Annotated in this window: 11 protein-coding genes and 1 pseudogene; 4 read left to right on the forward strand and 8 right to left on the reverse strand. The window is 68.3% G+C overall.

What is annotated here, in order from left to right:
• The first annotated feature begins 148 nt into the window (after positions 1-148).
• The gene (locus tag AB0I15_RS42375) at positions 149-2,515 is read left to right on the forward strand and encodes a S1 family peptidase (RefSeq protein ID WP_358109267.1); all 2,367 of its coding nucleotides are present in this window, start codon (positions 149-151) and stop codon (positions 2,513-2,515) included.
• Positions 2,516-2,580: 65 nt separating this feature from the next.
• Here AB0I15_RS42375 and AB0I15_RS42380 read toward each other — a convergent pair whose 3' ends face one another.
• Both AB0I15_RS42380 and AB0I15_RS42385 read right to left on the reverse strand, forming a co-directional pair.
• On the reverse strand, positions 2,581-2,835 hold the full coding sequence (locus AB0I15_RS42380; protein ID WP_358109270.1) for a hypothetical protein: 255 nt from the start codon (positions 2,833-2,835) through the stop codon (positions 2,581-2,583).
• Between the two features lie 416 nt (positions 2,836-3,251).
• Positions 3,252-3,383, reverse strand: coding sequence for a hypothetical protein (locus AB0I15_RS42385; protein ID WP_358109273.1), 132 nt, complete (start codon positions 3,381-3,383; stop codon positions 3,252-3,254).
• Between the two features lie 909 nt (positions 3,384-4,292).
• Between AB0I15_RS42385 and AB0I15_RS42390 the strand changes: the two genes are divergently transcribed.
• On the forward strand, positions 4,293-4,631 hold the full coding sequence (locus tag AB0I15_RS42390) for a hypothetical protein (protein ID WP_358109275.1): 339 nt from the start codon (positions 4,293-4,295) through the stop codon (positions 4,629-4,631).
• 988 nt (positions 4,632-5,619) lie between these two features.
• Entirely contained in the window at positions 5,620-7,776 is a 2,157-nt protein-coding gene (locus tag AB0I15_RS42395) for a hypothetical protein (protein WP_358109278.1), read from the forward strand.
• 12 nt (positions 7,777-7,788) lie between these two features.
• Here the strand turns inward: AB0I15_RS42395 and AB0I15_RS42400 are convergent, their stop codons facing one another.
• Positions 7,789-8,625 carry a CPBP family intramembrane glutamic endopeptidase gene (locus AB0I15_RS42400; protein ID WP_358109281.1) on the reverse strand — a complete coding sequence of 279 codons (837 nt, stop codon included), beginning with the start codon at positions 8,623-8,625 and terminating at the stop codon, positions 7,789-7,791.
• Between the two features lie 209 nt (positions 8,626-8,834).
• Between AB0I15_RS42400 and AB0I15_RS42405 the strand changes: the two genes are divergently transcribed.
• Entirely contained in the window at positions 8,835-9,398 is a 564-nt protein-coding gene (locus tag AB0I15_RS42405; RefSeq protein ID WP_358109284.1) for a helix-turn-helix domain-containing protein, read from the forward strand.
• A 39-nt stretch (positions 9,399-9,437) separates the two neighbouring features.
• Here the strand turns inward: AB0I15_RS42405 and AB0I15_RS42410 are convergent, their stop codons facing one another.
• The 5 genes and pseudogenes from AB0I15_RS42410 to AB0I15_RS42430 form a co-directional block, all read right to left on the reverse strand.
• Entirely contained in the window at positions 9,438-10,376 is a 939-nt protein-coding gene (locus AB0I15_RS42410; RefSeq protein ID WP_358109288.1) for a hypothetical protein, read from the reverse strand.
• 58 nt (positions 10,377-10,434) lie between these two features.
• A pseudogene (locus AB0I15_RS42415) lies at positions 10,435-10,491 on the reverse strand (hypothetical protein); the annotation flags it as partial.
• A 26-nt stretch (positions 10,492-10,517) separates the two neighbouring features.
• Complete coding sequence (locus tag AB0I15_RS42420) at positions 10,518-10,961, reverse strand: helix-turn-helix domain-containing protein (protein WP_358109291.1); 444 nt, start codon at positions 10,959-10,961, stop codon at positions 10,518-10,520.
• Positions 10,962-11,184: 223 nt separating this feature from the next.
• Positions 11,185-11,313: a hypothetical protein gene (locus AB0I15_RS42425; RefSeq protein ID WP_358109294.1), complete on the reverse strand. Its 129-nt coding sequence runs from the start codon at positions 11,311-11,313 to the stop codon at positions 11,185-11,187.
• A gap of 160 nt (positions 11,314-11,473) precedes the next feature.
• Positions 11,474-13,414: a hypothetical protein gene (locus tag AB0I15_RS42430; RefSeq protein ID WP_358109296.1), complete on the reverse strand. Its 1,941-nt coding sequence runs from the start codon at positions 13,412-13,414 to the stop codon at positions 11,474-11,476.
• Positions 13,415-13,716: the final 302 nt, after the last annotated feature.

Below are 13,716 nucleotides of genomic sequence, written 5' to 3' on the forward strand. Positions count from 1 at the left end.
TGTGGTTTCCGGGTGCCGTGCTCGATGAAGATCAGCCGGTTGCGCAGGGCTCAGCGAATCGCCGTCAGGTGACTCCGCTGAGCATATGTCCGCCATATGTCCGGGCTACGCCCTGGTCCGCAGAAGGCGTGATCTTCACAATCATGCCGTGAACCTCCAGCGAATCATCCGGTCATTACACATCACAACCCTCTCGTTATTGATGGTTGTCTCCTCGGTAGTGCTCTGGGCAGGGGCGATGCCGGCCCAGGCGGTGAAGGGCGGAAGCCCGGTGGCCGCCGGCACATTGGGCTTCGTGGCGAAGGTGAACGTGGGCGAGACTCACGGCTGCACCGGAGCCTTGGTCAGCCCGCAGTGGGTGCTCACCGCCGCCAGTTGTTTCGCCTCTCAGGGGCAGTCCGTCGGGAGTGGGCCGCCGAGGACCGCGACGACGGTGACGGTCGGCAGGACGGACCTGTCCGGATCGGGCGGGCGGGTGCTGCCCGTGGAGTGGATCCACCCGCACCGCGACCGGGATGTCGTGCTGGTCAAGCTGTCGTTGCGGGCTGTCGGCATCACGCCTGTGGCGGTCGGCTCCGCCGTTCCCGTCGCGGGAGACGCGCTGCAGGTCGCCGGCTATGGCCGGACCGCTGAGCAGTGGGCGCCCAACCGGCTGCATGCCGCGCCGGTGGTGGCCGGGGCCGTGGCCGCCGGCTCGTTCGGTTGGACCGGAGCGAGCGGCAGCGACGTGAGCGCCTGTCAGGGTGACGCGGGCGCGCCGGTGCTCCGCACGAGCGGGGGTCGCGCGGAGCTCGTCGGGCTCAGCTCCGGCGCGGGGAAGGGGGGCTGCCTCGGTGCGGCCGACAACGGGGCGCGCGGCGGCGACGCGGTACGGGTGGACGACCTGGCGAGCTGGTTCGGCACGGTCGCGGTCGAGCCCACCACGTCCTTCACCCGGTACGGATCCACTCTGAACGGTATCGGTGGTTATGACCTGGCTGACAACCGTGATCAGGTGGTGGCGTTCGACTACGAGCATTCGGGAAAGCTGGACCATCTGGTCCTCTACCGTCCGGGCTCGCAGATCGTCTTCATCGTCAAGCGGAACACGGACGGCACCTACGCTCCGGTCTATTCCTCGACCTCCGGTATCGGTGGCTATGACCTGAAAGATGCCCGGGACCGCATCATCGCCTTCGACTACACGGGCTCGGGTAAGCAGGATCATCTGCTGCTCTATCGTCCGGGCGGGCAGACGGCCTGGGTTCTCGAGCACGGGGCGGGAAACACGTTCAGAGCCGTGTTCCACAGCTCGACCGGCATCGGCGGCTATGACCTGAAGGCCGCGGAGGACCAGATCATCGCCTTCGACTACGAGCATTCGGGGAAGCTGGATGATCTGCTGTTGTATCGTCCGGGGACCGGGATGGCCCACATTCTCCAGCACAGCGGTGGCGCCACGTTCACGCCGGTCTTTGCCACGGCCGACGGTGGGATCGGTGGCTACAACCTGAAAGATGCCCGAGACCGCATCATCGCCTTCGACTACACGAGTTCGGGTAAGCAGGATCACCTGGTGCTCTATCGTCCGGGCGGGCAGACGGCCTGGGTTCTCGAGCACGGCGCGGGAAACACGTTCAGAGCCGTCTTCAACAGCGCGGCCGGCATCGGCGGCTATGACCTGAAGAGCACGGCGGATCAGATCATCGCCTTCGACTACGAGCATTCGGGGAAGCTGGATCACCTGCTGCTTTACCGTCCGGGCGGGAAGACGGCCTGGATTCTGCAACACGGCGCGGGCAATTCGTTCACGGCGGTGTTCCACAGCTCGACCGGCATCGGCGGCTACGACCTGGAATTGGCGAAGGACCGCATCATCGCCTTCGACTACAGGAGTACAGGCGGGCAGAGCCATCTGTTCCTCTACCGGCCAGGCGACCAGATCACCTATTTCGCGGGACGGGCTCTTCCGCCTGTACGGGTGGTTCCGGTCACCGTGTCGCCCGTCATCGGCCCGGACTCCATCGTGGAGCGTTTCGACTATCCCGTGAACTTCCCGCACGAATTCGCGGGCACCTCCGGCCAGGACGATTGGGGCACGGACGAGGCCGAGGCGCAGAACTTCGAGCTGATCTCCGGGAACGGCGGGATCATCTGGGTCTCGTGCACGGCGTCCACGGAGAACGGGGTCGGCGTGATCAAGGTGTTCCCGGGCTTGCTGAACGGCCAGACCGAGATCGGCGAGCCGCATCTCGGCGTGACGGCGGTCTGCTTCAAGGTCCTCGGCTCCGCAGGGTGGGTGAAGATCCGGATCCCGAACGTCTACGAGGTTCAGGGAGACAGCCGCTCGCCAGGGGCCGGCCATGACGTGGACGCGACAGTCGTGAACGTGTCGTCCGGCGTGGAGCGAACCAAGCTCGTCGAACGGGACGAGAGCGAGCAGTTCGGACGTACGGATACCACCTGTGACGAGAGTCACCAGGATTATCCCGACAACTGCCGAGAGACCCTCCTGGAATTGCGGGTCGTCAGCTGAGAACCGAACGGCCGGCCGGCATAGGACATCCGGCCGGCCGTTCAGCCCATTCATTGACCGCGAGATCAGCACTCGCCGGGCGTTTCGGCCACGATCACGTCTTCGGCTCCCGCATGGAGGCAGGCTCCGGACACGACCACAATCCGCGTCGACTCTCCGGATGGAACCTGTCGACCGTAGTTCGTATCGCTGAGCCATTTCACGGACACGGTTTCACCCGTGCGGTTCTCAAGCTCCACCCATCGGCTAGGGCGTGGCCGGCAGGCGGTGCGGACGAGAATCAGTGCTGCGATCGTCGCTGACCAGATGATGTTTCTCACGAACCCCCTTGGCCGGTGAGCAGGCGGGGCCTTGAGCAAAGTAGCCCACACTGCAGTACGTCTGTTCGCCCAGTTCCTTGCCGCCGGTCTTGCTACGAGAGCTGAATTTGGGCGTGTGGGATGTTCATTGTCCACCTCCAGATGGCGATGAGCTCAGCGCATCACACCGGAGACGTCCAGTGAAGCACGGTGCCTGTGCGCCCGCCGAAAATTCCATCCGTGCAGTTCAAGCTGCATGTGAGTACTCGTGGCGAACTCTGCCGAGCCGGTCTCTTCGGTGTATGTTCTGGTCGGTGACTCGCTTGGGGTCTGTGATCGGGTCCGGGACGGGGCGGCTTGGTTTAGACCTTTGACGCGCGGTTCTGATTGTAGAAGCGTTCGTACTCGCGCAGGGCGTGCCGTAGGTGGTGTTCGTTCTACAGGAGGCAGCGGTCGAGGAGTTCGTGGCGGCATGACAGCGCCCACCGTTCCATGACCGAGTTCATGTAAGGCATTCGGATGCCGGTGCGCGCGGTCTTGATGCCGGGTTCGGCGGGGATCTCGTCCATGAGGGCGGGGAACTTCCCATCCCGATCGCGGATCAGATGGCGTGCCCGGCAGTCCGCATCGTCCAGGGTCCATCATCAAGTTCTTTGTCGCCTGGCTGCCCAGTTTGCGGTGGGGTGAGCGGTGGCCCCCAACACGCGGACCCGCCTGGTGGCGTGCTCGATCCCCGCTAGGACGTACTGGCGTTGCCCGTTCATGGTGATGGTCGCGATGAAATCGATCTCGATGCCGAGCGTGGGGAGCTCTCCGTGGATCCGCCGATATCCCGAGCTGGGGTTCTCTCGAACCAGGCGCAGGACGAGAGCGCGGATGGAGCGGACCGTGGGTGGGCGCCCACGTTGCTTCGTGGTGCGCGGCTCGAGAAGGTCCCAAGAAGATCTTCACCCCCTGACTCGGGTAGGGAAGCCCTGCTGCGCCGCCAAGCCGCATCGTCCAGGCGGTCAGGACGCGGCCCCAACTGGCTGCGGGGGTCAAGGGGTAGGGCTCTCGTGGATGTCGGCTCGTTCCACGTCAAACCGTGCCGCTTGCGAAGCCCCGATCATCGACGGCACGCTGGCACGGTGGACTTAAGCGTGATCAGTTTCGTTGTCACGATCGCAATCGGCGTTGCACAGGTCTGCCTCGCCTGGCTGCAGCTACGTCATTCACGCAGTCAGGCGATGCCTCAACAGACGGGCTTGGCCGAGAACGCGTCGCCTCCTCCGTCGCCTCCGCGAGCCACGAGCGCCGGGCCGGTGCCTTCCCCCGGTTCTGGGCAGCCGCCACACGGCGCCCCCGCCGAACCGACGCCCGAAGCGCCCCAACAGCGCCACGTGCCAGAGTCCCATCCGTGCCCCGATCCGCAGGTCGGAGATGCGCAGGTAGAGGAAGCGCACCCCTCCTCGCCACCCGGCGCCCCGGTTGAGGACTACGTGCGCGCCATCGTCCCTGGCTTGCTGCCCTACATCGCGCCGTGGGTCGGGGGTCTGATGATCCTGTCCGCCCTTGGTTGGATTTTCGAGTACGACGACCTGGCCAAGGGCTACACGACGCCCATGGAACGCGTGCAGCTGTCTGTCAACCTATGGTTCATGGCGGTGGTGCTCCTGATCAGCAGCGCGTCAACCGGGTTCACGGCCTACACGTGGTCTCGCGAGAAGTCCATCTCCGATGACAATGAGGAACGCTTCAACCTGTACGTGCTGATGGCGGTGCTCGGCCCGCCGCTCGCGGTGTGGCTGGTGATCGCCCGGCGCGCCGTGATGTTCTGACCTTCCGCCCTCCGAGGTAAGCCGCCGCGCAGGCGAGCGTCGTAGGCACCGATCAACGGTCCAGGTCACAGCCCTGGTTTGCGGGTGCCGATTAGACATCCGGCCAGGTCAGGATGAGGAATCTGGTGGTGGTGCCCACATCCTGCAGGTCCATGGCGAGGTTGGGGTCGAGCTGGGCTGCCCATTGGCCGGTGGGATGGGCGGTGACGCCGCGGACGCGGATACGTCGGGTGGCGTGCTCGATGACGGCCAGAACGTCTAGGCGCGTGCCGGTGAGGGTGCGGACCTTGAAGAGGTCGCACGCGAGCAGGGCGCCTGCCCGGCTGCGCAGGAACGTTGCCAGGTTGTGGTGTCCACTCGGGAGACGGGTCGATGTCGTGCGCTTTGAGGATCTCCCACACGGTGGAAGCGGCGACCTTGATACCGGGCGCGGCCAGCTCACCGTTGGACCGGACGGTATGTGGGCGTCCACGCTCGCGAGGCGCGCGCTTGGCGAGTTTGTCCGTCGGCAGGCAGTGAATTAGCCCAGCGAGGAGGAACCGATCGGCCCGCGTGAACACGGGCTTGGTCACCTGCCGCTGCAGCACCGTCACCTGGTGCCGTACACCACGATTTCGATCTCCTTGTCACGGTCGGTTCGGGGCAGCGGTCGCGGGAGCGAAAAGGTGGTCGTCATCGTGAGGTAGGTCAAGTGCAGCAAAACGATCGGGCATCATGCCGTGCGAGCGCGCGGCGGAAGAACAAGAGGGCCCAGTACTGCCACGACCTGCACGGGTGAATATTCGGCTCTCGCAGAGTCGACCCCCACCGGATCAGATTTCCGGCCATCCTGCGACGCTCAGTCACTGCCTCCTGCACCCTACGGCGCCCTCTGGCCGCGGCGCACCATTTTTCCCGCCGGCCTTCGTGGGCGCGGGACCGTGACGCGGCAGATCCTTTTCCTCCGGTGAACAGCGAACGATCACCAAGGCTGCGACAGTGGCGACCCGTGGAGATCGTGGATGCCCTGGTGCGGCTGCGGCGGCCGTTCGTCGTCGTGCGCGCCTATCTCGACGCTGCCAGGCACCTGGTGCCGCTGGTGGCGCCGGCCGCGGTGGTGTTCGTGCCGCTGGCCCTGATCGCCGCGTCGGCGCTGCTGCCGCTGCTCAGCGACTCGGCCGTGGTGCGGAACGACGAGCTGGAGATCTATGGGGCCGAGCCGCGCCACCTGCTCGTCTGGAGCGCGGCGGTGCTGGTGGCGTTCGTCGTGGCGCAGGCTGTGGTGTTCCCCGCGACCGTGGTGATCGCGGCGGCGCTGCAGGCGGGCGGGCCGCCCGTGCCCGCGCTGCGGGCGTTGCGGGTGGCCCTGCGGCGGCTGCCCTCCATGTTGCCGCTCGTGGTGCTGGCCGTGCCCGTGTTCGCGCTGGTGGTGGCGGCCGGGTACGGGGCGCTGCTGGTGACCGGGAGCTTGGCGCCGGCGGTGTTCGTGTTCGTGGGGCTGGCGTTGTTCACCATGCCGGCGCTGCTGGCCGTGCCCGCCGTCGTCCTGGAGGGCCGCTCGGCTCCCGCCGCCGTCGGACGCGGCTACGACCTGGTGGTCGGGCACGCGCCGTCGAGCACCTTCACGCTCGCCTGCGGCGTGTACGTCATCCCGGGCGTCGTCTCCCAAGTCCTGGACGCGGTCATGGCAGGGCTGCACGGTCCGGCGCTGATGTACGCCTCGGGCCTGGCGGGCGGCGTACTGGCGCTGGCCGGAACGGCCTTCCAGGCGAGCGTGGTCACCCGCCAGTTCCTGCACCGGCTGGCACTGCGGCCGGCCCCGGTCCCGGCCGAGGAGTTCGGCCGGATCCTGGCGGACCTGCCCGGGGCGGGCCCGCGCCGCCGGGTCCGGTTTCCGCTCGTGCTGCCCGCGCTGGTCCTGCCCGGCCTCGTGTACGGCGGCGTCGCGGCGGTCAACCCGTTCGGCTGGCTGGAGACCAGCGAGACGGACGTCACCGCCGCGTGGCGTGACTCGTTCGACGTCGGCATCGGAGCTCCGGTGCTCCGCAGGGGAGACCTGCGCGCCCTGTACCCGGGGCCGGGCAAGGGGATGGTCGCGCTGGTCCACGGCGGACCCGACACGCCGTCGGCGATGTTCGCGTGCGCCGACCCCGCCTGTCGCCGGGCCCGCCTCCATGAAGCGCAGGCGGGCCCGGACCAGGACCTCGGTGTCGAGGCCGTCGGGGCCGCGCTGCCGGACGGCCGCCTGGTGCTGACCTCGTGGACGCGGCACCACGCCGGGTTCGACTCGTGGGAGCGGCTCGGGCTGCTGATCTGTGACCGGGAGGGGTGCGTCCCGCCGCGGGACGGCAGTCCCCTCATCCCGCGGCACGACTTCGCCCGTGGCTTGTCGCTGGCAATGTCCGCGCGACCCGGCGGCGGGCTGGTCGTCGCCATCGCCGAGCAGGTGGAGATCGGCCGAGGGCTCAGGCGGTACGACGACGTGATCTCCTTGGTCTTCTGCGCGGACCCCGGCTGTTCACGCCCGGTCACCCGGGAGGTGGCGCGGGTCCCCTCGGGAGGTTTCGCTCCCGAGTCGCAGACCCTGTCCGTCGTGGTCGGCGCTGACGACCGTCCGGTGGTCGCGCGGATGGACAGCAGGACCGGCGCGGTCCACGTGGTCTCGTGCGAGGATCCGGCCTGCGCGCGCCCGCACGTCACCCGGCCGGTGGCGCCCCGGACGATCGAGCCGACCCGCGACGGCCCACGCCACGCCGTGGCGGTGGCGGTGCGCCTGGACGGTCGGCCGGTGCTGGCGTACCAGGACATACGGGATTCGGCGGTCAGGTATCTCGATTGCCGCACCCGGGACTGCGGGCGGCACGTCACGGTCACTTTGTCCGGTGGGTCGTACGCCCCGCCGGTGCCGGTGATCGATCGGGCGGGGCACGTCCTGGTGGCCTACCAGGACGTCGGCCGCCCGTACGTCATGCTCGCCACCTGCGCGGACGGCCGTTGCGCCCGTACCGCGGTGGCCGGCCTGCGCAACGGGCCGGGCGACGGCCTGGCCATGACGCTCGACCGGGCGGGACGGCCGGTGATCGTCTGGACGGACGGCAACGGCTCGTACTTCTCGGACGGCGAATGGTCGCTGATGGTCACCACGCCGCTCAACCTCACCCCGTGAACCGATCAAGGCTCACCCATGGGCCATGTCGACCCGTCGTTCCGGCCGGCGTTCGCGCTGCCGAGCAAGCAGCGCGATCGCGACAAGGAACTGCACCACCAGAATGGACGCCTGCGTGATGGGCGAATTGACGCTCAGCAGCGCCATCGTCGCGTTGACCCCCAAGTGAACCGCGATCGACGCCGCGACCCCGGCACGCTCGTAGGCGTAACAGGTCAGCAGCGCCATCGGGATGACGCTGAGCGTGAACAGCAGCCCGCTCCAACTGACCAGACCGAACGCGGAATGGACGGTGCCGGAGATGAAGAACAGCGGCAGATGCCATACCGCCCAGACGGCGCCCATGAGCAGGCCGGCCCGCAGCCTGCTCATCGACGCACGCAGGCGGGGATAGGCCGTGCCGCGCCAGCCGGGCTCCTCGGCCAACGGACCGGCGACCAGCATGGTGATGAAGAAGGGGACGGGTCCGCCCGCGGCCGCGATCAAACTCTGTCCAGCCGTGAAGCTCATCGCGGGACCACCCAGGAGTTCCGCGAGCAGCGCGGCTCCCAGTACGGTCGCCGATGCCAGCACCAGCAGGGGCAGCACCCAGAGCAGCCGCACGGTCAGTCGGAGCCTCACCGTATGCGTGGGGACGGGTTGACCGAGGCGGGCACGGCGGACGCGGACCGCGATCGCGCCGAACACCGGGCCGAAGCCGCCGAGCACGTAGGGGATGACGGTGGGGGGACTCATCACCGATCCACCGAGCGCGATCGCGACGGACCAGAAGGCAAAGGTCGTCGCGAATGTGACGGCCCAGAAAAGGACAAGGCCACTCTTCTGGGGAACGGGGGTTGTGGTGGTCACGCTTGTCTCTTTCGCGGGAGTCGAGGAGAGGGATTCATGATCCATTCCGCGGGGGGTGGGCGAAACCTGCATTCGGGCGCGTCTCATCGGCAGAGGTGTCCCGGGCTGGGGGCACGGGTGGAGGTCTGCCGTCCGCGGCCCACTGTATCTCTCATTTTTGGGAACGTTATCGAATTTGGTTACATTATCCTATGTGAGAGAATCAGCGCGTGGCAACGGCAGACCTTCTCCTGCACCCCGTTCGGATGCGCATCCTGCAAGCGCTGTTCGACACCGATCCGCTGACCACCGCGCAGCTCCGTGACCGGCTGCCCGACATCCCGCCGGCGACGATGTACCGGCACATCGCCCTGTTGACCGAGGGGGGCGTGCTGGATGTGGCGAGCGAGGAACGGGTGCGCGGAATCGTGGTGCGCAGTTACCGGATCCGCGCGGAGGAGGCGGTGGTCGACCCCGCGGCGCGGGCGGCCATGACGCGGGAGGACCACCAACGGGCGTACGCCACGTTCGTCGCATCGTTGCTGGCGGATTTCGACCGCTACCTCGCCCGCGAAGACGCCGATCCCCTTGGCGACGGGGTGGTCTACCGGCAGGCGGCGGTGTGGCTGTCCGACGACGAGTTCGCCGAGATGATCGAGGAAATAGAGAAGGCGGTCGTCACACGAGTCGGCCGCCCCGGGGATCAGGGCCGCACCCGTCGCATCGTCAGCCTCGTCGTCGTGCCGGACAAGCACGCCGGGCCGCCCGCCGACGCCGAGGGTGACGCCGGGTGAACTGATCCAGGGCGGGCGGTACGCCTCCAGGGATGCGGGTCAGCGGCGCGGCAGGGTGGCCAGCACCAGGTTGGGGTCGGTGGCGGTGGTGTAGGCGGCGCTGAGCACGTAGACGGTGCGGTCGCGTACGACCACCGAGGTCGGGTTCTGCAGTCCGGCGGCGGCCGTCAGGAGCGTCTTCGCGTGGCCGTCCGCGTCGATGCGGACGACCTTGTTCGGCGCGTTGAGGGTCGCGATGACGTGGTCGTCGCCGGTTCCGGCGAAAGCGATGTCGTCGATGCCGGCCAGCCCGGCGGCCTTGACCCGGACGGGCCGCAGCGGGATGCGTAGCAGGGTTCCGCGGTCGAGGTTGGTGGCCCAGATCGCGCCGTGCCGTACCTTGATGCCGTTGGCGCCGAGGAATTCGGTCGCGGCGAGTTCCGGAGCCGACGACCAGACCCGGGCGCGGCCGCCGGTCAGGGGCACGGCGGAGATGGTGCCGAGAACCGAGTCGGTGAGGTAGAAGGTCTTCGCCGGCTCGTCGTACGCCAGGCCGTTGGGCAGTCCGTCGGCCGGCAGCGTCGCGATCCGCCGCGGTTCCTGCCCGGGACGCAGCCGGTAGAGGCCGGTGGTCGCGGCGTCGCCACTGGCGTACAGGAAGTACAGCGTGCCGTCGGCCGTGCGGACGATGCCGGTGGTGAGCGCGAACCCGAGGGCCGGGGTGCCGGCGCCGCCGTCGGCGGGCGCGGGGAGGGTCGCCAGGATCCGGGTGGCGCCGGCCGGGCTGATCGCGGCGACCTGGCGGGCGGTCGCGAAGGTGACGTAGGCCGTGCCGTCCGGGCCGAGCGCGATGTTCTCCGGCAGTTGGCCCTTCGTCAGGTCGAAGTGCGCCGCGATCCGGGACGGCACCGCCGCAGGGGACGATGCGGTGGTGTTCGACGGCGGTACGGTCACCAGACCGATCCCGGCTGTCATGGCGGCGACCGCGAGGGTGAGCATTCTGCTCGTCGGCGGTCCGCAGCGTCTGCTGGGTCACCTGCATGGCGCCCACCAGCGGGTGCCGCATCTCGTAGACCGCGTCGCCGCCGGCCTTGACCCGGTGGTCGGCCCACATCCTGGCGAACTCCGGGCTCCTGACCGTCAGCTCCCCGAGCAGCTGGCGTACAGGGAGTGTCCCGGCGTGTTCCAGGCCAGCACGTCGCTGCGTCGGCCCAGCACCACCACGGGCACGTCGCCCAGTGCCGCGATCAGTTGGCGCGTCGCCGGGCCGACCTGTTCGGGGGTGGGCCGACGGTCCCTGCGACGGGTGCCGGTGGCCAGTTCGTGCAGGTGCCGGCGTTCCGCGTCGTTCAGGCGGAGTGCCCGGGCCGGCGCGTCCAGCACCTCGGGCGAGGCGTTGGGCGCCTGGCCCTGCTCCAGCCGCGAGTAGTACGACACGCTCACCCCGGCCAGCAGCGCCAGCTCCTCCCGGCGTAACCCGGGGACCCGGCGCCGGCCACCGTACGTGGCGACTCCTACGTCTTCGGGCCGCAACTGGGAGCGCCTCGTCTGCAGGAACTCGCCGAGCCGTCGTCTCGTGTTCATGGCTCACAATATTGGGGGCCGGTTCGCGACCCAGCCACACCCTGCCAGAGATAGGCACGGCAGACCTGCCGTGGCTGCATGCTGGATCGCCTGCTCATCGTGGGTGACGGCCTTGTGATCGTTCCCGGCCCGGCCGCCACTCGGCCGCGACCCGCCATGCGGTTCGCGGCCGAGGGTGTCAGATCACATGGTCGCCGTCACGTCGTCCGCCGGTGTGGCGGCGTCAGCGGCGGCGTCTCCGGCGGCGCGAACTCCGGCTGCTGTCGGAGCCGCCGCTGGGCGTCTTCGGGTCCGGGTACGGGGCGTAGGGCACGCCGAAGCCCAGCAGCCCGAGGTATTGCTTGATCGTCATGATTCCCCCCGAGAATGGCGTGCCGGCATCCGTCCGACACTTCTTGTTTGAGCCAACACAGGAGACAACTAAGCGGGTATGGCGAACCTTCCGCAAATATCCTGATTTCGGAGATCCCGTCCAGCATTTTGCCGCCAGAAGACCTTTGCGTGCAGAAGTACTAGCAGATCCTGTAGGTGTAGAAGTTCTCGAAGCGCGACAGGTACATGTGCCCGTCGGACCCCTTGATCAGGATCCCGATCCGCTGGCTCGTGATCTGTGTCATCCCCATGGTCGCCCGGTCGATCCGGTAGGCCCTGCCCTGCGCCTTGCCCCACAGATGGCCGTTGCGGAACTCGATGTAGGTGTCCAGCCAGACCTGCGTCTGGGTCGCCCAGGGGTAGGTCTGGTGCTTGGCGGTCCGGAGCGTCCGGCCGGTGGCGGGGTCGATCACGTAGAGCGCGTCGGGGGTGAGCCCCCACAGCATGCCCTCGTCGTCGAAGGTGATCGAGCCGAGTGCCAGGTCGCCCTCGACGGGGGCGGTCACCCACTTCACCGTGTCGGTGGCGATGTCGTAGGCGAAGACCTTGGCGGCGGTGTCCAGCGGGTAACCGACCCCGCCGAAGGTCGTGGTGGCGCCGTACAGGATGCCGTCGCGGTAGGCCAGGCCGAGGATGCTGTGGTTGGGGATGATGTTGCGCCTGATCCTGGTCTCGCCGGTGTCGGGGTTGAGCAGGCCGAGGGCGCCGCCGACGGTTCCCGACTTGGGCACGGTGCCGAATGCCAGCCAGTCGCCGGCCGAGGCCATCGCGAAGGGCCTGTCCTGCTCCTGGTCGTCGAGGGAGAGCAGGAGCTCGGGGGAGGTGCCGTTCCAGGCGTAGATACGGGCACCGGGATAGACACCGAGGTAGAGCCTGCCCTTGTGAGTGACCATGCCCTCGCTCTGGCCGACATTGGGCCAGAACCTTTTCTCCCCGGTGGCGGGGTCGAAGGAGGCCAGGCCGCCGGTGAAGAAGCCGCCGCCGTAGATGTGCCCCTCGGGTCCGACGGTCATCGACCTGATGGTGACCCGCTGGTTCGTCACCGTGCTCTCGAAGAGCTTGCCGGCGCCTGTCTTGCGGTCGTAGTGCCACATGAGGCCGAAGCCGGTCGTACCCACGAGGGTGTGGCCGATCCAGCCGAGGGGCCGGACGGCGCCGTCACCGAAGTCGGTGTAGCCGAGCGCCTTGGTCTTGCCCGACCTGAGGTCGAGGACGGCGAGCTCGCTGTGCTGGACGAGGTAGACCTTGCCGCCCAGCGCGCCGCCGCCGAGGGTGAGGCTGTCGACGTCCTCGACCACGTGCTTCCACTTGTTAGCGGACAGGTCGTAGATGCCCATCGGGTTGGTGCCGGAGGAGGTGGAGTAGCGGACGAGCAGGTAGCGTCCCACCACGTCGACGTCGTAGGACCAGCCGGTGGCCTGGAACGGCGGCTCGATGATCCGCTGGAGCTCGCCGCCGGGCGACAGGACGGCGACCTTCATGCTCGTCGAGCCCATGCCCGCGTAGATGGTACCGTCCCGGCCGATCGCCAGGTCGCGGATGAACTGCTCGCCGGGGACGGGGCTGCCGAGGTCCTTGACCTGGCCGGTGGCGACGTCGTAGCGGAAGAGCTTTCCGTTGGGGGAGGTGCCGCCGTAGACGGCGCCCGTGGTGGCGGCGACGGTCCAGATGTAGGTCTCGGTGGGGATGGGGATGCCCAGCTCGGTCACCTTGTCGTCGGCCGGGGTGTAGCGGAACAGACGGCCCATCGCGCCCGGGGTGGAGTTGTAGCTGCCGACGTAGACGCTGTGGTCGGGGGCCACGGTGACGGCCCAGGAGCCGAGCGCCAGAGGCAGAGGGCGCTCGGCGATCAGCGATGCGTCGCGGGCGTTCCTGATGCCGAGGACGGCGGGTCCGGAGGCGCTGGAGGTGACCGAGTAGACGCGGTCACCGTCGAGCGCCGTGCCGGCGGTGGTCACGCCGGTGAGCGGCAGCGGGTCGAGGTTCTGGAAGCCGCACCCGGTGGGTGGCGCGGCGGCTTCGGCCGGGACCGGGATCAGCAATAACAGCGCGGCGACGACGGCCGTGATCCGTGCCCGCACGGGCACCTCCTGAAGGAGTTTTGATATAACGGGCTTGACCGTAATTTCCGAATGGGGTCAGCGGATTCTCCGCCGCGCGGCAGAGCGGCGGATCCGCAGGGTGCCACCGTCACGATGGCGGCCACCTTCTGCGGAGCTCTGGCATTTCGCTGTCCCAGCGTCGGAGTTGGAAGATCCAAACGGTGGCGATGGTAGTGAGGGGCGGTTTATCCGAGGTATGTCGCCGCCGGCCACGAAGCTCGGGAATGTGTGTGCAGGCGGCGTCCGGTTCGTCGTCGCCGCGACGGAGTTCGGTCGTCTCG

The organism is Nonomuraea sp. NPDC050643, assembly GCF_040654715.1.
GTDB lineage: Bacteria > Actinomycetota > Actinomycetes > Streptosporangiales > Streptosporangiaceae > Nonomuraea.